This is a genomic window from Kitasatospora sp. GAS204B (genome assembly GCF_029892155.1).
Lineage (GTDB): Bacteria > Actinomycetota > Actinomycetes > Streptomycetales > Streptomycetaceae > Kitasatospora.
Window position 1 is genome coordinate 181,198 of the sequence record NZ_JARZAG010000007.1, and the last position, 18,785, is coordinate 199,982.

Consider the following 18,785-nt stretch of genomic DNA (forward strand, 5'->3'; position numbering starts at 1 on the left):
CGCGCCCTGCCAAGCTCCCCGCCATGCCCACCTTCAGCGCGCCCGACGGCACCGTCCTCGCCTACCACCTCCATGGCGAGGGAGCCCCGCTGGTCTGCCTGCCCGGCGGTCCGATGCGGGACCCCGGATACCTGGGCGACCTCGGCGGCCTCGCCGCGCACCGGCAGCTGATCGTGCTGCACCTGCGGGGCACCGGCGACTCCGCGGTGCCCGAGGACGCGGAGTCGTACCGCTGCGACCGCCTGGTCGGCGACGTCGAGGCGCTGCGCGAGCACCTGGGCCTGGAGCGGATCGACCTGCTCGGCCACTCCGCCGGCGCCAACCTCGCGGTGCGGTACGCCGAGCGGCACCCGGGGCGGATCGGCCGGCTCGCGCTGATCGCCCCGAGCACCCGGGCCGTCGGCATCCCGGTGACCGGCGAGACCAGGCGCACGGCGGCGTTGCTGCGCAAGGACGAGCCGTGGTTCGCGGCGGCCTACGCCGGCTTCGAGGCGATCGAGGCCGGGGCGGACACGGACGCCAGTTGGCTGGCCATCGCCCCGTTCCACTACGGCCGTTGGGACGCGGCGGTGCAGGCATTCGACGCGTCCGGGGAGGAACAGCAGAACGAGGACGCCGCCGACCGCTTCCTGGCGGACGGCGCGTTCGACCCGGACGCCACCCGCGCCGCGCTCGCCGTCCTCCCGGCGCCGGTGCTGCTGGTGGCCGGCGAGCTGGACTGGAGCACCACGCCGGCCCACGCGAGAGAGTTCGCCGCCCTGTTCCCGAACGCCCGGCTCGCCGTGCAGCCGGGTGCGGGGCACTTCCCGTGGCTGGACGACGCCGGGTGGCTCACGACGGCGGTCGCGACGTTCCTGGGGCGGTAGCTCAGGCCGGCGCCGTCGAGGACCTGACGATCAGTGAGGTCGCCAGCGGCGCCACCGGCTGCGCCGCGCGGCCGTCCAGCCGGGCCACCAGCGCCGCGACGCCGACCTCGCCCAGGTGTTCGCCGGGCAGGTCGACGGTGGTCAGCGGCGGGGTGAGCAGGGCGGCGACGGAGACGTTGTCGATGCCGACCACCGAGAGGTCGTGCGGGATCCGCAGGCCCAGGTCGGCGGCGGCCTGGTAGACGCCGGAGGCGACCACGTCGTCGTCGCAGAGCACGGCGTGCGGGCGGTCGGGGCGGCTGAGCAGCTCGGTGGCGGCGGCCCGGGCGGCGGATTCGCCGCGGTTGAGCGGCACGCCGAGCTCCAGCACGGCCAGGCCCTGGGCGGCGGCCTCGAAGGCGGCCTGGCGGACCCGGAAGGTGTGCGCGCTGTGGGTGGAGCGGAGCCGGCCCAGGCGGCGGTGGCCGAGGGCGAGCAGGTGGCCGACGGCGGCCGCCATGCCGCCCGCGAGGTCCAACTCGACGGTGGGGGCGCCGCCGGCCGCGGCCGGGTCGGCGTCCAGGAAGACCGCCGGGGTGCCCGCGGGCAGCTCGCCGAGCTGGCTGTCGTCCGGGGAGCAGATCAGCAGCCCGTCGAAACGGCTGGTGGTGGCGGCCTCGGCGAGGGTGGTGGCGCTCCAGCCGGAGCTGACCACGACGTCGAGACCGTGCCGGGCGGCCTCCTCGTGCACGCCGGCCAGCACCCGGCCGAAGAACGGGCCTTGCAGGTTGGGGACGGCGAGCAGCACCAGGCCGCTGCGGCCCAGCCGCAGCTGGCGGCCGGCCGCCTGCGGGCGGTAGCCGAGCCCGCGGGCCGCGTCCAGCACCCGCTGGCGGGTGGCGGCGGAGACCCGGTGGCCGGCCTCGGCGCCGGAGAAGACCAGCGAGACGGTCGCCTGCGAGACGCCGGCCAGCTGGGCCACGTCGCGGCCGGTGGGGCGCCGGGTCGGGGTACCGGGCCCGGGGTGCCCGGACTCGGCGGGCGTCGGCACGGCGGTCAGGACTGCTGGGACGCGCCGGCCTCGGCGCCGGCCTCGGCACTGGCCTCGGCAGCGGCACCAGCGCCGGCCGCGGCGCCCGTCGACGCGGCGCGCGCGGCGTCGACGGCCGCGTCCTCCTCGGCGTTCTGCGCGGCGATCCGCTGGCCGGTGCGCGAGCGGATGGTGTTGACCTTGTTCACGACCTGCTCGGACATCTCGTCGCGCTGCTTGCTCAGCACCACGTAGCTGATCGGCGCCGAGATCAGGCCGGCCAGCAGCACCAGGAAGACGAGGCCGGTGGCGCCCACCACCGGGATGATCTGGAAATGGCCCAGCAGCGTGGTGACCAGCAGGCAGGCGAGGAAGATGCTGGCCCGCAGGGACGTGTATCGAAGCGTGGCGTGCGACTTGCTGCTGCTCACGGGTGGATTCCTCCGGGACGGGCGGTACGGCGGGTGGGGCAGTCTCCCAGTGAAGCATGCCGAACCGGGCGCCCGGCGCCCGCCCGTCCGGCGCTACGCCTGCGGACGCAGATCGCGCCAGAAGGTGATGTCGTCCCGCTCGTCCCCCGGCGCCACCCGGATCGCGCCCGGCACCCGGCCGACCTCGGTGTACCCGCAGCGCCCGTAGAACTTCTCCAGGCCCATCCCGCCGCGCGCCGTGAGCCGCAGCCCGGCCAGGCCCCAGGCGCGGCCGATCCGCTCCGCCTCGGCCATCAACTCGACGCCGTAGCCGCGCCCCTGCAGCGAGGGCGCCACCATGACCCGCTTCAGCAACCGCCAGTGGTCCATCAGGTCGAAGCGCATCGACTCGAAGAAGAGCACCCCGGCGAGCACGTCCCCGGACCTGGCTATCAACAGCCGGTCGGCGTCCGGGTCGCCCTCCTTGCCGATGCCGGCGAACTGCTTGCGCGCCGTCGGCCAGACCCGGTCCTCGGTCGCCGGCGGGACGAAGCCCACCGCACCGCCCGCGTTGGTGGCGTCGGTCCAGAGCGTGACGATCTCCGCGCGCAGCTCGGGCGTCAGTTCGGGGTCGAGGGCGAAGTGCAAGGTCATGCTCATCGATGCTACTGGGCGGGTGCGACAGCCGGCCCGACCCCTGCCCCGGCCCGCCCCGGTCGGCCGCGCAGCGCCAGGCAGAGCAGCACCGCCAGCGCGCACAGCCCGCCCGCGCCGTACCAGGCCAGGTCGTAGTTGCCGTACCGGTCGCGCAGCACCCCGGCCGCCGTGGCGGCGATCGAACCGCCGATCTGGTGGCAGGCCAGCACCCAGCCGAAGACGATCGGCGCGTCCTCGCCGAAGTGCCGCCGGCAGAGCGCGACGGTGGGCGGCACGGTGGCCACCCAGTCCAGGCCGTAGAAGACCACGAACGCCAGGAACGGCGGCTTCACCGACCCCGCGAAGAGCTGCGGCAGCAGCACCAGCGACAGGCCGCGCAGCGCGTAGTAGACGACCAGCAGGCGGCGCGAGTCGACCCGGTCGGTCAGCCAGCCGCTGGCCACGGTGCCGAACACGTCGAAGACGCCGATCAGCGCGAGCAGGCTCGCCGCCGTGGTCTCCGGCATCCCGTGGTCGTGCGCGGCGGGGATGAAGTGAGTGCCGACCAGGCCCACCGTGGTGGCCCCGCAGATCGCGAACGAGCCTGCCAGCAGCCAGAACTGACGCACCTTCAGGCAGTGCCGCAGCACCCGCAGGGTGCGCGACAGGGCCCGCCCACCGGCCGCGGCCGGCACCACCTCGCCGGGCCGCGCGCCGTACGGCAGCAATCCCAGGTCGGCGGGCCGCTCGCGCATCAGCAGCAGCACCGGGACGGCGACGGCGGTGGCGCAGAGCGAGACCACCATGACGGCCATCTTCCAACCCTCGTGCTGCACCAGCCAGGAGAGCACCGGCAGGAAGATCAGGTTGCCGGTCGCCCCGCCCGCCGTCAGCACGCCGAGCACCAGGCCCTGCCGGGCGTGGAACCAGCGCCCGCTGATCGTGGTGGCGAAGGCGCCGGCCATGCTGCCGCTGCCCAGGCCCACCAGGAACCCCCAGCAGAGGACCAACTGCCAGGCCTGGGTCATCAGCACGGTCAGCCCGGAGCCGACCGAGATGGTGAGCAGCGCGCAGACCGCCACCAGGCGCACCCCGAAGCGGTCCATCAGCGCGGCGGCGAACGGGGCGGTCAGGCCGTAGAGGGTGAGGTTGACCGAGACGGCGATCCCGATGGTGGCGTGCGACCAGCCGAACTGGCTGTTCCAGGCGTCCATCATCAGGCCGGGCGCGGAGCGGAAGCCGGCCGAGCCGACCAGCACCAGCAGCGAGACGGCGGCCACGATCCAGGCGTAGTGCAGGCCGGCGGCGGGACGGCGGCCGGTCGGGCGCCGGCCGGGGCCGTCGGGCTGGTCCAGGCGGTCGGGGCGGTCGGCGGCGGAAGGGGTCAGCTCGGTGGTCACCCGACCGAGTCTCGCGAGCGCCCGGCGGCACGACGAGTGGCCCGACTGCCAGCTTCCGTCAAAATCGGGCCATCGGCCGGGTGGTGCAGCCAGAATGGGGCGCATGACGACGGCACCACACCGCGTGGCGGTCCTGGCCCTGGACCGCGTGATCGCCTTCGAACTCGGCATACCCTCCCGCATCTTCGAGTCCGCGACGGCCGCGGACGGCAGCCCGCTCTACCAGGTCGCCACCTGCACGGTGGACGGCCGCCCGGTGGCCACCAGCAGCGACTTCACGATCAGCGTCGACCACGGCCCCGAACTCCTGGAGCAGGCCGACACGGTACTGATCCCGGCCGCCCGCGACCTCGGACCGAGCTTCCTGTGCGGCGGGTTGGACGAGCCGCTGGCCGCCGCGCTGGCCCGGATCCGCCCCGGCGCCAGGATCGCCTCGATCTGCACCGGCGCCTTCGTGCTGGCCGCCGCCGGGCTGCTGGACGGGCGCCCGGCCACCACCCACTGGCGCTACACCGAGCGCTTCGCCCAGCTCTTCCCACGCGTGCGACTGGACCCCGACGTGCTCTACGTGGACGACGGCGATGTGCTCACCTCCGGCGGGGTGGCCGCCGGGGTGGACCTCTGCCTGCACATGGTGCGCCGCGACCACGGCAGCGCGGTGGCCAACCAGGTGGCCCGCACCTGCCTGGTGCCGCCGTGGCGCGACGGCGGGCAGCGGCAGTACGTCGACCTGCCCACCCCGAGCGGCAACACCGGCGACAGCACGGCGGCGGTGCGCGACTGGGCGCTGCGGCACCTGGACGAACCGCTGACGCTGCGCCAGCTCGCCGAGCGGGCCCGGATGAGCGTGCGCACCTTCACCCGGCGGTTCCGCGAGGAGACCGGGAGCAGCCCGGGACAGTGGCTGACCGTGCAGCGCACCGCGCTGGCCCGCGAGTTGCTGGAGCGCACCGAACTGAGCATCGACCAGGTGGCCCGGCGGTCCGGGTTCGGCACGGCGGCCTCGTTGCGACTGCAGCTGCGCGAGCGGCTGGACCTGGCGCCGAGCGCCTACCGGCGGACCTTCCGCACACCGGCCGGCTGAGCGGCGCCGGCACGAAGCTCGGTGGAGGACTCGCCGCAAAGCACGGCGGCCGCGCCGGGCGTTCCTGACCCGGGCGGCCACCGGTACGGGCCCTGACCCGCACGCGGCGCTCCGCACTCGCCAAGGCTGCGGCGACCGACCCGGCCCGAAAGCCCGATCCCCCAAGCCACCTGGTCCTTGGCGTCCCCTCGCGACGGAGAGCTGACCCAACAGTGATCAGCTGGATACGACACGTCAATGGCTTGTCCGAAATTCGGAATGGTTGCGCTCCGTTTCGGCCGGGGCAACGGCACAATCCGGCCGTCAGGCCGTCAGGTCCCCGACGTCAGGCCGCCGGCGTCAGGCCGTCAACGCCCCGGAGGCGTGCCCCGACTGGACCGACTCTCCGCAGCCCGCCCCGTCCCGGTCGATCTCGCACCAGACCAACTTGCCCGAGCCCTGCGGATACCAGCCCCAGCGCGCGCAGAGCAGCTCGACCAGCTCCAGGCCCCGCCCGTTGGTGGCCGCCGCGCTCGCGTGCCGGGGCGCGGGCGCGGTGCAGCAGGCGTCGGCCACCTCCACCCGCAGCGGCGCCGTGTCCGGCGGCCAGCAGAGCCGCAGCACGGCGGGGCGCCCGGTGTGCACCACCGCGTTGGTCACCAGCTCGGAGACCACCAGCACCAGCGCCTCGGCGAACGACGCGTCCGGGGCCGCCCCGAAGGCGAGCACCTGCGCGCGGACCCATCGGCGGGCCCGGCCGACCTCGACGGGGTCGGGCGCCACCGCCAGCTGTACCTGAAGCACCTGCACCGCTCCACCACCTGCTGCCTGACGAGCTACCGGTAGGACTGTCCTCGACGTCGGTCGGTGTGTGCACCGGCGTGACGAACCTACCGCTCCGGCCCCGGTGACCAGCGGCGGCCACGCGGCGAAACCACCCGTGCGACATATGTCCAGCCGCCCTCGAACACGCCCCACAGCTCTTCGGATAAAAGGCCCTCGGAGCCGCCGGGCCCGCTATACCGTGGAGTCATGACCGCACCGGACTGGGACCAGCAGATGCGGTCGCGGTTGGCCCGTGGCGAGGAGAGCGCCCTCGGCGAGCTCTACGACCAGCTCGCGCCGTTGGTGCACGGCCTGGCCTGGCGGATCCTGGGCGACGAGGCGGCCGCGGCACAGCTCACCCGCGAGGTCTTCGGCCATCTCTGGGAGCACCCGGAGGAGTTCGACCCCGAGCTGCGCTCGCTGCGCTCCTGGGTCGGCGAACTCACCCGTCGGCACGCCGTGGAGCGGCTGCGCCGAGCCGACCTGGGCGAGGCCGAGATCGACGACCGGACCGCCGACGCCCAGGTGCAGTACGTGGTGGCCGCGTTGCCGCTGCCGCTGCGCGAGACCCTGGAGACCACCTGGCTGGACGGCCGGACCTACCAGGAGACCGCCCGGCGCCTGGGCATCAGCGAGCAGGCGACCAAGCAGCGCCTGCGCCTGGGCCTGCAGCTGCTGGCCTCGGCACTGGACTCCGGGTCATGATGGCGGGTCATGATGGCGGCAGCTGTGCGGCTGCGGCAGGGGCCGCGGCGATGACGGGAGTTCAGCTCGTGCGGACGGAGCAGGAACACGAGGTGCTGCGCGGCCTGCTCGGCGCCTGGGCGCTGCAGGCCTGCCTGCCCGAGGAGGGTGCCGAGCTGGAGCGGCACCTGGCCGACTGCCCGGACTGCGCCGAGGAGGGCGAACGGCTGCGCCGGGCCGCCGCCCGGCTGCGCGCCGACGACCCGCTGGACCAGCCGGACGGGCTGCGCCAGCAGGTGCTCGACTTCTGCCTGACCCGCCGCGCGGCCGACCGCCCGCTCGCCCCGTGGGCCGCCCCGTACGCGGCGGAGACCGCCAAGCTGGACGCGCTGCTGCGCGACCTGGGCCCGGCCGAGTGGCAGGAGGTGGCCGAACTGCCCTGGCACGGCGGGGTGCCCAGACGCCGCCCGGCCGAGGTGCTCTGCCATCTGGCCGCGGTGGACGGGCTGCTCGCCCAGGCGCTCGGCCTGCCCGATCCGGTGCCGGATGGTGCGCCGCGGGTGCCCGCGCAGGGCGGCGACCGCGCGGAGCCGGCCGATCCGTTCCGCGAACTGCTGGACCGCACCGATCGACTGACCCGGGCCCAGGCCGGCGCCACCCCGGCGGCGGTGCGCGCGCTCTGGCGGGCGCAGACCCAGGCGGTGCTGCGCGAGATCGGCCCTGCCGCCGCCGAGGCGCCGGTGGACTACGGCTTCGCCCGGTTCGCGGTCCGCGACGCCTTCATCGACCGGGCCTTCGAGACCTGGATCCACGGCGATGACGTGGCCCGCGCGGTCGACTACCCGTACGCCGTCCCGGCCCCGCCGCACCTGCGGCAGATGGTCGACCTGGCCGCCCGGATGCTGCCCGGCGCCCTGGCCGGCCGGCGGCGGCACGCCTACACGGGCCCGGCCCCGAGCGCGGGCGCGGCCCGCACGCTGCGGCTGGTGATCGAGGGCCCGGCCAACGGCGAGTGGCTGATCCCGCTGGACGGCCCGCCGCCGACCGGCACCGTGCGGGCCGACGAAGCGACGGCCGACGAAGGGACGCGCGACGAAGCAATGCGCGACCCGGTCGCCGAACTGGTGATCGACGGCGTGGAATTCTGCCAACTCGCGGCCGCGCACCGGGACCCGGCGCACCTGCCGGTCGGCGAGTACGGCGACCGGGAGGCGATCCGCGAACTGCTGGCGGCGGTACCGCTGCTGTCGCGCCCCTGACCCTGGACAGGGCCTACGCGAAGACGACCGTCCGCGTCCCGTCCAGCAGCACCCGGTGCTCGCTGTGCCACTTCACCGCGCGGGCCAGCGCCTGGCACTCCACGTCCCGGCCGATGGCGACCAGTTGGTCCGGCGTCACGTCGTGCCGCACCCGGGCCACCTCCTGCTCGATGATCGGCCCCTCGTCCAGGTCGGCGGTCACGTAGTGGGCGGTCGCACCGATCAGCTTCACGCCCCGCACGTGCGCCTGGTGGTACGGCTTGGCGCCCTTGAAGCTCGGCAGGAAGGAGTGGTGGATGTTGATCACGCGGCCGGAGAGCGCCTTGCACAGGTCGTCCGAGAGCACCTGCATGTAGCGGGCCAGCACCACCAGCTCGACGCCCTCGGCCTCGACCAGGTCGAGCAGTTGCCGCTCGGCCTGCGCCTTGGTCTCCCGGGTGACCGGCAGGTGCACGAAGCGGACGCCGTAGGAGGCGGTCAGCTCCTCGAAGTCGGTGTGGTTGGAGACCACCGCGACGATCTCCACCGGCAGCGCGCCGATCGAGGTACGGAACAGCAGGTCGTTCAGGCAGTGCCCGAACTTGCTGACCATCAGCACCACCCGCATCTTCGCCTCGGCCGGGTGGATCTCCCACTCCATCCCGAACGAGGCGCCGATCGCCACGAAGCTGGCCCGCAGGCCCTCCAGGCTCACCGGCTTCTCGGCCGCGAAGTGCACCCGCATGAAGAAGAGCCCGCTGTCGGGGTCCCGGTCGCCGAACTGCTGGCTGTCGATGATGTTGCAGCCGGTCATGAAGAGATAGCTGGAGACCGCGTGGACGATCCCCTGCCGGTCCGGGCAGGAGATGGTCAGCACGTACTGGATCGGCTCGGTCGCGGTCTGCTGCTCCACCACTTGGTCCTTCGGGGTCGCCCGGCTGTGAGACCGCCCGGGACTCGGGGGGCGGTCCGAATCCGTCAAGGGTGGCACAGCCGGGTGCCGGTCAGCCGATCCGGGTGAGGATCCTCAGCACTTCGAGCGAACGAGGCGGCAGCTGCGGGTCCTCGCCGTCGTTGAGCGCCAGCAGTTCGTGCGCGGCCCAGGCCGCCGCGACCGCGTCCGGCCAGTCGGGATGCCCGAGATAGGCGGCCGCCGGGGCGTCCGCGCCGACCTCGTGCAGGATCCGCAGCACGCGCAGCACGGCGGCGTCCACCAGGGCCGCCTCGGCGGCGTCCCGCACGACGGTGCCCACGTACTTCTCGGCCGACCAGCGGTCCAGCCAGCTGTCCTCGACCAGGCGGTAGACGGCGTCGGTCACATCTCCGTAGCCCGGTCGACCGCCCGCCCAGTAGTCCTGCTGGAAAGTGGGGTCGGCGAGCATGTGCAGGGCTGAGCGCAACCGGGCGCGCCAGCGCCACCAGGGCAGATCGTTGAGCGGCATGCCGCCCATGGTGCTCGAGCGGCGCCCCGGACGAGAAGGGTTTCGTGGAGAGCTGTTCGAAGATTCTGTGCTGACCGCCATGGGCAACGATCGTACGTTCCCGTCCGAACGGGATCTACACGCGTTCACAAATCGTGTTCATCTCACGTTTGCCGACTGTACGGATTTCCGCCCTCTGGCCGTGTGAACCCCCATCAAAGCTGTTGGCGTACCCGTCGACGGCAAGGGGAGAGCCACGATGACTCGAACACCTGGGCCGCGGCCCGGCCGGACCACGCGCGGTCGCGCGGTGGGGCTGGCCGCCACCGCGGCGCTGCTCCCCGCGCTGCTCGCCACCTCGGGCTGCGGCGGTTCGGCCGCCGCCGGCACCGACCAGGCCGAACTGACCGTGATGACCTGGGCACCGGCCAACACCGGGTCGACCGACCGGCCCGGGATGACCACGCTGGCCACCGCGATCGGCGACACCGTCAACGCCCAGGGCGGGGTGGCCGGGCACCGGCTCAAGGTGCTGACCTGCAACGAGCACAACACCGCCGACGGTGCCACCGCCTGCGCCGCCCAGGCCGTGGCGGCCGGCGCGGTCGCGGTGATCGGCTCCTACAGCCAGTACGGCGAAGCCTTCATGCCGCAGCTGTCGGCCAAGGGCATCCCGTACATCGGCGGCTACGGCCTCTCCAGCCCCGAGTTCACCAGCCCGATCTCCTACCCCGTGGCCGGCGGCACCCCCGCGCTGATCGCCGGCAGCGGGCGGCAGTTGGTCGCGGCCGGCTGCCGGACGGTGGCCCTGATCCGGCCCGACACCCCGGTCGGCGACACCCTGGTCGGCGCGCTGGCCGCCGCGCTGGCCCCGGACAACGTCAAGCTGACCGACGTCCCGGCCAGGGAGACCTCCTCCGACTTCACCGCCCAGGCCCAGCAGGCGATCGGCGCCGACCGGCCCGGCAACTGCGTCACCGCCGCGCTCAGCCCGGTCCCCACCGTCAACCTGCTGGACGCGCTGCGCCGCCAGCCGCGCCAGAACACCCGGCTCGCCTCGGTGATCGGCAGCTTCCAGCAGTCCGTGGTGGACTCCACCGGCGGCGACAGCGGCCCGCTGGCCGACGCCTACGCGACCGGCTGGTACCCGCCGGAGGTGTCCAAGGTCTGGGACCCGCTGCGCGCGGTGGTGAACGGCCGGGCCGCCGCCGGGCTGGCCAGCATCGACGTCTCCGACCCCGGGGTGGAGACCACCTGGGTCGCCTACCAGGTCTTCCTCCAGTCCGTGCAGCGGCTGGGCGACCAGCCGGTGACCGCGACGGCGCTGCGCGGCGAACTGGACGGCGGCACGCCGATCAACACCGGCGGCGCCACCCCGCCGCTCAGCTGGGGGCTGACCAGCATGCTCGCCAGCGCCGACACACCGCGGCTGGTGAACACCTCGGTCACCTTCCAGCAGGTGAAGAACGGACGGCTGGCCGAGCCGCAGCCGGGCTTCGTGGACGTGCGCTGGGTGCTGACCGGCGGCAAGCCGCCGGCCGGCCCCGGGACGCCCACACCGCTGCCGTCCTGACCTGACCCCGGCCTCGCACCCTGACGGCCTGACACCCTGACGCCCTGGCGGCCCGGCCGGTCAGAGTGGCGGGGCCGCCGGGGCCGGGCCGAGCGTGGTGGTGCCCGGCGCGGCCTGGTGGCCCAGGCCGCTGCGGTAGACGTCCAGCGCGGCCTCCAGACGCCCGGTGCGGCGCAGCAGGTCGCCCAGCAGGCGGCACAGGTCGGCCAGGTCGGCCGTCGCGCCCGCGCCCTGCAGCAGTTCCAGCGCCGCCCGGTAGTGCGCCTCCGCCGCACCCGGCTCGCCGCGCTCCTCGGCGAGCCGGCCCAGCAGGCGGTGCGCGGCGCCGCCGTGCACCGCGCCGCGCCCCGGGTGCAGCGAGTCGAGCAGGTCGGCCAGCAGCGCCACCGCCTCGTCCGGCCGCCCTGCGCGGCGTAGCACGTCGGCCAGTTCGACGTCGATCTGCTGGAGGTAGAGGGTGGTCCGCCCCTGTGCCAGCAGCTCGCGGGCGGTGCGCAGTTCGCGCTCGGCGGCAGCCAACTCGCCGTCCTGGGCCCGCAGGTAGCCGCGCATCCAGTGGCAGTGCGCGAGTTCGGTGCGGATCCGCAGCTGCTGGTAGAGCTCCTGGGCCTTGGCCAGCGAGGCCTCGGCCTCGGCCGCCCGGCCCTCGGCGAGCAGGGTGCGGGCCACGCCCCGGTGCAGCCGGGCCACCAGCGCCGGGTCGTCGACCCGCGGGGCCAGCGCCAGGGCGAGTTCGGCGGCCTGCGCGGCCCGGCGGTGGGCGCCCAGGTCCATGTACGGAGCGATCACCGCGGAGTAGAGCAGCAGCAGCGCCTGCGGGTCGGCCAGGCCGCCGGTGTTGAGCTGGTCGATCGCGCTCTCCAGCAGGTAGCACGAGTACCGCAGGTCGCCCGCGAGCAGGTGGGCCACCGCCCGGCCGCGCAGGGCCGGCACCCGCTGCGGCAGCGGGGCGTCCCGGAGCAGCTCCTCGACCGCCTGGAAGTGCTCGATGGCCTGGTCGAGTTCGCCGGTGTCCAGGGCGCAGTCGCCGCGGCCGAGCAGCGCCGCCGCGTGCTGCTCGGCCAGGCCGTGCCGCTCGGCCTCGGCGGCCAGCGCGGCGAAGCGGACGGCGGCCTCGGCGGGCTCGCCGGCGCAGAGCAGTTGGCGTGCCTCGGCCAGGCGCAGGCCGAGCTCGGCGGCCAGGTGCGGCGGGCGCCCGGTGACGAGCTGCTCGACGCTGACCCCGAGCCGGTCCGCGAGGTGGCGCAGCGCGGTCTCGGACGGGCGGACCTTGCCCGCCTCCAGGGTGGAGATGTACGCGGCGGTGTAGTCGGGCTCCGCCAGGGCGCGCTGGGTCAGGCCCCGCTCGGTGCGCAGCCGCAGCACCCGGGGGCCGATGCCGGCGCGGTCGGTCGGCTCGTCGTTCATGGTCGTCACGCTCGCACAGGGTATTGCGGGGCGGGTCTGGCGGCACTAGCTTAACCGCCAATGTAAGTGGATGTGTAAACACACTTACATCAAGGCTTAACAGCGCGCTCCCCCACTCGCCCGACCGGAACGGAACCCCCATGCGCATACGCCAGGCCCTCATCAGCGGTGCCACCACGCTCGCCGCCGCCCTCAGCCTGCTGGCCGCCGCCCCCACGGCCCAGGCCACCGCCGCCCCCAGCCCCGCCCCGCTCGGTCCGCCGCTGGTCAGCGGCAGCGGCCCGGTCTGCTGGTTCGGCGCCTGCTACGACTACGTGTCCGGTCGCCAGGTCACCGACACCGCCGGGGCGACCGTGCGGATGCTCCAGGCCGCGCCCGCGATCAAGCCCGGGGACACCGACTCGCACTCGCTGCAGGAACTGGCGCTGCAGTCCGGCGACCAGAAGTCCACCGTGGAGATCGGCTGGACCGTGGACTTCGGGCTGAACGGCGACGTGCTGCCGCACCTGTTCGTCTACCACTGGGTGGACGGCGCGACCAGCTGCTACAACGGCTGCGGCTTCGTCCAGGTCTCCCGGACCGCCAAGGCGGGCATGGCGCTGCGGCCGGGCACACCCGCCCGGTTCAGCATCCAGAACGTGGGCGGCGACTGGTGGGTCTTCTACAACGAGAAGGCGGTCGGCTACTTCCCCGGCTCGCTCTGGAACGGGACCTACACCCGGGCGCAGATGGTCACCGCGTTCGGCGAGGTGGCGCACGCCAGTGGCAGCACCTGCGAGCAGATGGGCGACGGCCGCTTCCCCGCCTCGCACGGCTCGGGCTGGATCTCCGACTTCCACCTGCTCGGCGCCACCGACCGCGCCAAGCTCACGGTCACCGCGACCAGCCCGGCCCTGTACGCGGCGGGCCAGGTCACGCCGACCTCGTTCCACCTCGGCGGCCCGGGCACCGGCCCCTGCTGACGGCTACGAGCGCTACAGCTGCGCCGGGCTGAGCGAGGACAGCCCGGCCTGCTGGGCGATGGCGTTCCAGGTGCCGGAGGCCTGCCCCTTGGCGGTGGTGGCGGCGCCGCTGGCCTGGTCACCGCTCTGCAGGTTGGGGTCCTGGCCGACCTTGGTCGGGTCGCAGCTCTGGGCGAAGTCGCCCGCCCAGGCCGCGTACGCGTCGTCCGCGTTGGCCGAGGCCTGCCAGGCCTGGTTGAGCTGGTCGACCAGCTGCTGGCCGGTGGGCAGCTTGTCCACCTTCAGGGCGGCCAGGCTGGTCATCAGCTGCTTGCGCTGGGTCGAGGCCTGGGTCAGCGCGGTCTGGGCGGCGGCCGGGTTGTCGCACTTCTTGACCGCGCCGACCGCGCCGATCACCGCCTGCCGGCTGGCGTTGGCCGTGCCGAGCAGGCTGGACAGCGCCTGGGCCTGGGCCTGCGCCTGCGGGCTCAGCGCGCTGTTGCCGTTCGTGGCGCCGCTCGGGGTGCCGGTCGGGCTCTCGGTGCCCTTGGCCGCCGTGTGCTTGGCCTTCGGCTTGGTCGTGTCGGAACCGCCACCGCTGGCCAGCACGCCGACCAGGATGCCGCCGACCACGCAGGCGGCCACCACGCCGCCGACCACGGCCTTGCGGGAGAACCGGCCGCCCGGCTCGGCCGGACCGCCACCGGCCCGGCCGAGCCGGGTGGTCTGCTCGTTGGGGGCCGGGTAGGCCGGGGTGTGCGGATACTGCGGGTTCTGCGCAGAGGTGGTGAAGTTCTGCTGCCCACCGAAGCTCTGCTGGTCGCCGTAGCCCTGCTGGCCACCGAACGACTGCTGCTGCCCGTCGAAGCTCTGCTGGCCACCGAAGCCCTGCTGGCCACCGAACGACTGCTGGCCACCGAAGCTCTGCCCCGCGGCCGGCTCGCTGGTCGGGTACGGCGGCAGGTACTGCGTCTCACCGGCCGGCTCGGGCGCCGGCTGGGCGCCGTACCCGGTCGGCTGCTCGCCCCAGGGCGCCCCGGGCGCGAGGTACTCGGGCTCGCCGGGGCGGGACTGCGGCCCGGCCTGCTGCGGCGGCTGCGGTTGCTGCTGCTGCGGCGGCACCGGCGGCTGCTGCGCCTGTGTGGGGGCGGCCGGCTCCGGGCGGAACAGATCGTCCAGATTGAAGTCACCGGAGTTGGGGTACGAGCGGCGCTGGCTCAACGCGAATCCTCACCTGTGCACGGCCATGAGCGCACCGGTACGGTCAGCGGCGGCCGGGCGGTCCGTCTGATGGCGAACCGCCCGCACTGTCTGTCCGGTGTGAGCACCCGGGCCTTCCTCGGTTCTGCCGCGCGCTCGGCTGACGGCGGACCACACTTCTACTGGAGTTCCATCGGAACGTCCCGCCCACGCTACCGGTTCACCGCTACGGGTGACCACGCGGGCGGGCGTTACCTTCGCGACTCCTGCCGCATTCGCCTCCCATCCGGTGCGGAGCCGTCAAAATTCACTCACGCCGCCTCCACTTCGGCCCGCTGCTGGAACTCGCGCACCACCCGGTGGTCCCGGTACGGCTCCAGCCGCCGCCGGAAGTCGTCCAGGTACTCCACGCCCCGGTTGGAGCGCAGCCCGTTCAGCAGCCGCATCGCCTGGGCCCCGGTCTCGCAGGCCCGTTCGATGTCGCGCTGCTGCAACTGCGCGGTGGCCAGCAGCACCAGGTCCACCGCACGGCGCCGCACCCGGGTGACCGGGTGCAGGTCGAGGGCGATCCTGGCCTGCCGCTCGGCCTGCTTGGACAGCTCCAGGTCCCGGTAGCAGTGCGCCAACTCGTCGGCCAGGTAGGCCTCGTCGAAGTGCGCGATCCAGTCCGGGTCGTCCTCGGGATTGCGCCGCTCCATCGCCGCGACCGCCTTGGCCGCCACCAACTCGCAGGATCGGACGTCGCCCAGCAGCGCGTGCCCGCGCGCCTCGGCCGCGTAGAACATCGCCATCGCGGTCGGGGTGGCCACCGCGCGGGCGCCCTCCTGTGCGGCCCGGGCGAGTTGGGCGATCTCCCGGGGGTTGCCCAGGGTGGCCGCCAGGTGGCTCATCGAGGCCGCCAGCACGTAGCCGCCGTAGCCGCGGTCGTCGGCGGCCTGGGCCAGGCGCAGCGCCTGGATGTAGTACCGCTGGGCCAGCCCGGGCTGCCCGGTGTCCACCGCCATGTAGCCGGCCAGCTCCGTCAACCGGGCCACCGCGGCGAACAACTGACGCCCGGTCTCCTCCCGGTAGCCGCCGCTGAGCAGCCCGGAGACCACGCTGTTCAGGTAGTGGACCACCACCGGGCGGACGTGCCCGCTGCCGAACCGGTGGTCCAGATCGACCAGCATCTCGGTGGTGGCCCGGATCGCCGAGACGTCCGCCGGGCCCACCCGCGGGCCGCCGGTGCGGGCGACCACCGGGTCCGGCGGGGTGATCAGCCAGTCCCGGCTGGGCTCGACCAGCGCGGAGGCCGCCACCGAGGCGCCGTTGAGGAAGTCGCGGCGGCTGACGTCGCTGCGCCAGAGCTCGCAGACCTGCTCCAGGGCACCGCTCAGGGTGGCGGCGAACTGCAGGCCGACCCCCGAGGTGAGGTTCTTGCCGTCGGCCATGCCGATCTCGTCCACGGTCACCCCGCGGCCGAGCTTGCGGCCCAGCGCCTCGGCGATCACCGCCGGTGCCTGGCCGCGCGGTTGCTGGCCGCGCAGCCAGCGGGCGACCGAGGTCTTGTCATACCGCAGATCGAGCCCGTGTTCGGCACCGCAGAGGTTGACCCGGCGGGCGAGACCCGCGTTGGAGCAGCTCGCCTCCTGGATCAGCGACTGCAGACGCTCGTTGGGCTGTCGTGCGACGAGTTGTCTCGCGGCCATGGGCTTCGCCTCCCCAGCGCCCCCGGGTTCTGGCCGGCGGGCGTCGACTCTGCTGCTCTGGTGCCGACGTGCCGGACGGGCTCCCCGAGGGGTGTCCGATGGCGCAGCCGACTACCCGGCCAGTGAAGGAACTTGAGGCCAGGTTAGCGATCAACGACACCATCGGGATACCCATGCGGACGACCGGATCAGCGTGCGCGCCCTGCTAAATGCTCCTGTGCGCCCCCGTTGCGCCCACCCGATCGACGGGGGGCGAACGCCATGGCAACGCCGCCCCAACGCCTGCGGAGCGCCAGGTTCCGCGCCAGGGCGCGCCACCTCACCAGACGCATACGCCGCCCACCGCGGCGGCAGCCGGCCCCGCGCCGCCTCTCACCGGTTCGGGTGACATTGCCCGCTCCCGACGACCGACCCCGCGCCACCCCGTAACCCGCTCCACACGGGGCAGTTGTGCTGCATGTGGAAGAGACCCCAGGAGCCCCTGAACAGGGCAGTGACGGAAAGCCGATCTCCCCGCTCTTGATCGAGGCGGTCAGGTACGCGGAGGAGCGGCACTGGGAGATCGTGCCCGGCACCCGCCTGATCGAGGAGGACGGGCCGGCCCGCTGCTCGTGCGGCCTGCCGAACTGCCCGCTGCCGGGGGCGCATCCCACCACCCAGGACTGGCAGCGGCGGGCCAGCGCGGGCCCCGGCGTGGTGCGCCGCTGGTGGACGGAGCAGCCGCAGTCCTCGATCCTGCTGCCGACCGGGCGCTCCTTCGACGCGCTGGACGTCCCCGAGGTGGCCGGCTGCCTGGCGCTGGCCCGGATGGAGCGGTTGCAGCTGCAGCTCGGCCCGGTCGTCTCGGTGCCGGCCGTGGCCGGGCAGCGCGGACGCCGGCTGCTCTTCCTGGTGCTGCCCGGGGCGGTGGCCAAGCTGCCGGAGATGCTCCGCAAACTCGGCTGGGGGCCGGGGCGGCTGGATCTGGCGGTCCACGGCGAGGGCGACTGGATCGTCGCGCCGCCCTCCCGGATCGGGCCGTACAGCTTCGCGCAGTGGGCCAGGCCGCCGTCCGCGCTCAACCGCTGGCTGCCGGACGCCGCCGAGCTGATCAATCCGCTGGCCTACGCCTGCGGCCGGGACGCGCCGGCCGCCCGGGTGGTCCCGCCGCCCAAGGCGCGACCTCAGGCGGCGCCGGTGCGGTCGCGCTGACGCGACGTCAACCACCAGGGCGGGTCCGGACATCGGGCCCGCTCTCCGGCATGCCGCCTACCCGGTGATCAACGGGCCAAGCCGCTCGGACGAGTGACAGGGCCACGGGATTGGCACCGGCCACCCCGGGGATGAATGAGGCAGGCACCGAGAGCACAAACCACAACGAAAGGGACAGCTGGCAGAGAGACACCGGGACCGGGGGCACAGGAACCGGGGGAGCCGGAGGGGACGCCGGGACGGGGAAGCCGGGCGTGGCACGGAGGGGATCGGGGGGGATCAGGGGGGATCAGGGGGATCAGGGTGGGGACCGCGCAGGGCCCGGCACGTGGGGACGTGCCGGGCCCTGCGTCACACGTACGCTGCCGCCGCGAGTCCGGTCAGACGAGTCCAGTCAGACGTGCGCGACGAAGACGTGCGCCGCGATCTCCTTGCCGAGCTCGGCGGCGTCCACACCGCTGCCGACCAGCACGCCCCCGACGGTCGACGAGACCTGGATGGTCGCGCCGGGGCGGACCCCGGCCCGGCGCAGGGTGCGCATCATGTCCTCGTCGGTCTGGATCGGCTCGCCGATCCGTCTGACCACCACGCTGGCGCCCTCGCCCACCGGGCGCAGCGCGTCGAGCGTGACCAGGGCCGCGTCGAAGCCCTCGCCCTCGGCCTTGGTGTCGCCCAGCTCGTCCAGCCCGGGGATCGGGTTGCCGTAGGGCGACTGGGTCGGGTGGCCGAGCATGGTGAGCACCTTGCGCTCGACCGTCTCGCTCATCACGTGCTCCCAGCGGCAGGCCTCCTCGTGCACCTGCTCCCACTCCAGGCCGATCACGTCGACCAGCAGGCACTCGGCGATCCGGTGCTTGCGCATCACCCGCACCGCCAGCCGGCGCCCCTCCTCGGTGAGCTCCAGGTGACGGTCCCCGGCCACCCGCAGCAGGCCGTCACGCTCCATCCGGCCGACCGTCTGGCTGACCGTGGGTCCACTCTGCTCCAACCGCTCGGCGATCCGGGCACGCATCGGAATGATGCCCTCTTCCTCCAGCTCCAGAATGGTGCGGAGGTACATCTCAGTCGTATCGATAAGCCCAGACATCGCCGCCGGCTCCGTTCCTCGGTGTCCTCACCGCCAATTCTGACGTACCGAGGTGACAACCGAGCGCCCCCCGGAGGGCTTCCCGTCCGGTTTCGTCCCTGTTGACAGCGGACCACCACAGGGCCCACCGTGCTCGCCGTAGCTTT

General features: G+C 73.9%; 18 protein-coding genes. 7 read left to right on the forward strand and 11 right to left on the reverse strand.

What is annotated here, in order from left to right; all coding sequences use genetic code 11:
- Nucleotides 1-23: 23 nt before the first annotated feature.
- Nucleotides 24-866: an alpha/beta hydrolase gene (locus tag P3T41_RS12145; protein WP_280689711.1), complete on the forward strand. Its 843-nt coding sequence runs from the start codon at nt 24-26 to the stop codon at nt 864-866.
- Between the two features lies 1 nt (nt 867).
- Here the strand turns inward: P3T41_RS12145 and P3T41_RS12150 are convergent, their stop codons facing one another.
- From P3T41_RS12150 to P3T41_RS12165, 4 genes are all read right to left on the reverse strand, one after another.
- Nucleotides 868-1,896 (reverse strand): LacI family DNA-binding transcriptional regulator, encoded by a 1,029-nt coding sequence (locus P3T41_RS12150; protein ID WP_280689712.1) that lies wholly within the window; start codon nt 1,894-1,896, stop codon nt 868-870.
- Between the two features lie 5 nt (nt 1,897-1,901).
- Entirely contained in the window at nt 1,902-2,306 is a 405-nt protein-coding gene (locus tag P3T41_RS12155; protein ID WP_280689713.1) for a DUF4229 domain-containing protein, read from the reverse strand.
- A gap of 93 nt (nt 2,307-2,399) precedes the next feature.
- Nucleotides 2,400-2,939, reverse strand: coding sequence for a GNAT family N-acetyltransferase (locus P3T41_RS12160; protein WP_280689714.1), 540 nt, complete (start codon nt 2,937-2,939; stop codon nt 2,400-2,402).
- Nucleotides 2,940-2,950: 11 nt separating this feature from the next.
- On the reverse strand, nt 2,951-4,276 hold the full coding sequence (locus P3T41_RS12165; RefSeq protein ID WP_280689881.1) for an MFS transporter: 1,326 nt from the start codon (nt 4,274-4,276) through the stop codon (nt 2,951-2,953).
- Nucleotides 4,277-4,424: 148 nt separating this feature from the next.
- Between P3T41_RS12165 and P3T41_RS12170 the strand changes: the two genes are divergently transcribed.
- Complete coding sequence (locus P3T41_RS12170) at nt 4,425-5,405, forward strand: helix-turn-helix domain-containing protein (RefSeq protein ID WP_280689715.1); 981 nt, start codon at nt 4,425-4,427, stop codon at nt 5,403-5,405.
- Nucleotides 5,406-5,744: 339 nt separating this feature from the next.
- On the opposite strand, the gene P3T41_RS12175 is transcribed toward P3T41_RS12170, so the two are convergent.
- On the reverse strand, nt 5,745-6,194 hold the full coding sequence (locus tag P3T41_RS12175; protein ID WP_280689716.1) for an ATP-binding protein: 450 nt from the start codon (nt 6,192-6,194) through the stop codon (nt 5,745-5,747).
- Between the two features lie 222 nt (nt 6,195-6,416).
- Here P3T41_RS12175 and P3T41_RS12180 point away from each other — a divergent pair, with 222 nt between their 5' ends.
- Both P3T41_RS12180 and P3T41_RS12185 read left to right on the forward strand, forming a co-directional pair.
- Complete coding sequence (locus P3T41_RS12180; protein WP_280689717.1) at nt 6,417-6,914, forward strand: sigma-70 family RNA polymerase sigma factor; 498 nt, start codon at nt 6,417-6,419, stop codon at nt 6,912-6,914.
- 50 nt (nt 6,915-6,964) lie between these two features.
- Entirely contained in the window at nt 6,965-8,152 is a 1,188-nt protein-coding gene (locus P3T41_RS12185) for a maleylpyruvate isomerase N-terminal domain-containing protein (RefSeq protein ID WP_280689718.1), read from the forward strand.
- A gap of 13 nt (nt 8,153-8,165) precedes the next feature.
- On the opposite strand, the gene purU is transcribed toward P3T41_RS12185, so the two are convergent.
- Nucleotides 8,166-9,044, reverse strand: a complete 879-nt coding sequence (gene purU, locus P3T41_RS12190) for a formyltetrahydrofolate deformylase (protein WP_280689719.1) — start codon at nt 9,042-9,044, stop codon at nt 8,166-8,168.
- Nucleotides 9,045-9,135: 91 nt separating this feature from the next.
- Entirely contained in the window at nt 9,136-9,654 is a 519-nt protein-coding gene (locus P3T41_RS12195; protein WP_280689720.1) for a hypothetical protein, read from the reverse strand.
- A gap of 157 nt (nt 9,655-9,811) precedes the next feature.
- On the opposite strand from P3T41_RS12195, the gene P3T41_RS12200 reads away from it, so the two are divergent.
- Nucleotides 9,812-11,125 (forward strand): ABC transporter substrate-binding protein, encoded by a 1,314-nt coding sequence (locus P3T41_RS12200; protein WP_280689721.1) that lies wholly within the window; start codon nt 9,812-9,814, stop codon nt 11,123-11,125.
- 60 nt (nt 11,126-11,185) lie between these two features.
- Here the strand turns inward: P3T41_RS12200 and P3T41_RS12205 are convergent, their stop codons facing one another.
- Nucleotides 11,186-12,532 (reverse strand): helix-turn-helix domain-containing protein, encoded by a 1,347-nt coding sequence (locus P3T41_RS12205; RefSeq protein ID WP_280689882.1) that lies wholly within the window; start codon nt 12,530-12,532, stop codon nt 11,186-11,188.
- 140 nt (nt 12,533-12,672) lie between these two features.
- Here P3T41_RS12205 and P3T41_RS12210 point away from each other — a divergent pair, with 140 nt between their 5' ends.
- A complete protein-coding gene (locus P3T41_RS12210; protein ID WP_280689722.1) occupies nt 12,673-13,494 on the forward strand; it encodes a neprosin family prolyl endopeptidase in 822 nt (273 codons plus the stop codon).
- Nucleotides 13,495-13,506: 12 nt separating this feature from the next.
- On the opposite strand, the gene P3T41_RS12215 is transcribed toward P3T41_RS12210, so the two are convergent.
- Together P3T41_RS12215 and P3T41_RS12220 are read right to left on the reverse strand one after the other, a co-directional pair.
- Complete coding sequence (locus tag P3T41_RS12215) at nt 13,507-14,694, reverse strand: hypothetical protein (protein ID WP_280689723.1); 1,188 nt, start codon at nt 14,692-14,694, stop codon at nt 13,507-13,509.
- Nucleotides 14,695-14,984: 290 nt separating this feature from the next.
- Entirely contained in the window at nt 14,985-16,361 is a 1,377-nt protein-coding gene (locus P3T41_RS12220) for a transcriptional regulator (RefSeq protein ID WP_280689724.1), read from the reverse strand.
- 519 nt (nt 16,362-16,880) lie between these two features.
- Between P3T41_RS12220 and P3T41_RS12225 the strand changes: the two genes are divergently transcribed.
- A complete protein-coding gene (locus P3T41_RS12225; RefSeq protein WP_280689725.1) occupies nt 16,881-17,552 on the forward strand; it encodes a bifunctional DNA primase/polymerase in 672 nt (223 codons plus the stop codon).
- A 394-nt stretch (nt 17,553-17,946) separates the two neighbouring features.
- Here the strand turns inward: P3T41_RS12225 and P3T41_RS12230 are convergent, their stop codons facing one another.
- The gene (locus P3T41_RS12230; protein WP_280689726.1) at nt 17,947-18,639 is read right to left on the reverse strand and encodes a metal-dependent transcriptional regulator; all 693 of its coding nucleotides are present in this window, start codon (nt 18,637-18,639) and stop codon (nt 17,947-17,949) included.
- Nucleotides 18,640-18,785 lie beyond the last annotated feature (146 nt).

Coding starts and splice junctions, on each gene's coding strand:
- P3T41_RS12145 (WP_280689711.1), top strand. CDS start 24: ATGCCCACCTTCAGCGCGCCCGACGGCACCGTCCTCGCCTACCACCTC.
- P3T41_RS12160 (WP_280689714.1), bottom strand. CDS start 2,939: ATGACCTTGCACTTCGCCCTCGACCCCGAACTGACGCCCGAGCTGCGC.
- P3T41_RS12170 (WP_280689715.1), top strand. CDS start 4,425: ATGACGACGGCACCACACCGCGTGGCGGTCCTGGCCCTGGACCGCGTG.
- P3T41_RS12180 (WP_280689717.1), top strand. CDS start 6,417: ATGACCGCACCGGACTGGGACCAGCAGATGCGGTCGCGGTTGGCCCGT.
- P3T41_RS12185 (WP_280689718.1), top strand. CDS start 6,965: ATGACGGGAGTTCAGCTCGTGCGGACGGAGCAGGAACACGAGGTGCTG.
- P3T41_RS12195 (WP_280689720.1), bottom strand. CDS start 9,654: ATGGCGGTCAGCACAGAATCTTCGAACAGCTCTCCACGAAACCCTTCT.
- P3T41_RS12200 (WP_280689721.1), top strand. CDS start 9,812: ATGACTCGAACACCTGGGCCGCGGCCCGGCCGGACCACGCGCGGTCGC.
- P3T41_RS12205 (WP_280689882.1), bottom strand. CDS start 12,532: ATGAACGACGAGCCGACCGACCGCGCCGGCATCGGCCCCCGGGTGCTG.
- P3T41_RS12210 (WP_280689722.1), top strand. CDS start 12,673: ATGCGCATACGCCAGGCCCTCATCAGCGGTGCCACCACGCTCGCCGCC.
- P3T41_RS12220 (WP_280689724.1), bottom strand. CDS start 16,361: ATGGCCGCGAGACAACTCGTCGCACGACAGCCCAACGAGCGTCTGCAG.
- P3T41_RS12230 (WP_280689726.1), bottom strand. CDS start 18,639: ATGTCTGGGCTTATCGATACGACTGAGATGTACCTCCGCACCATTCTG.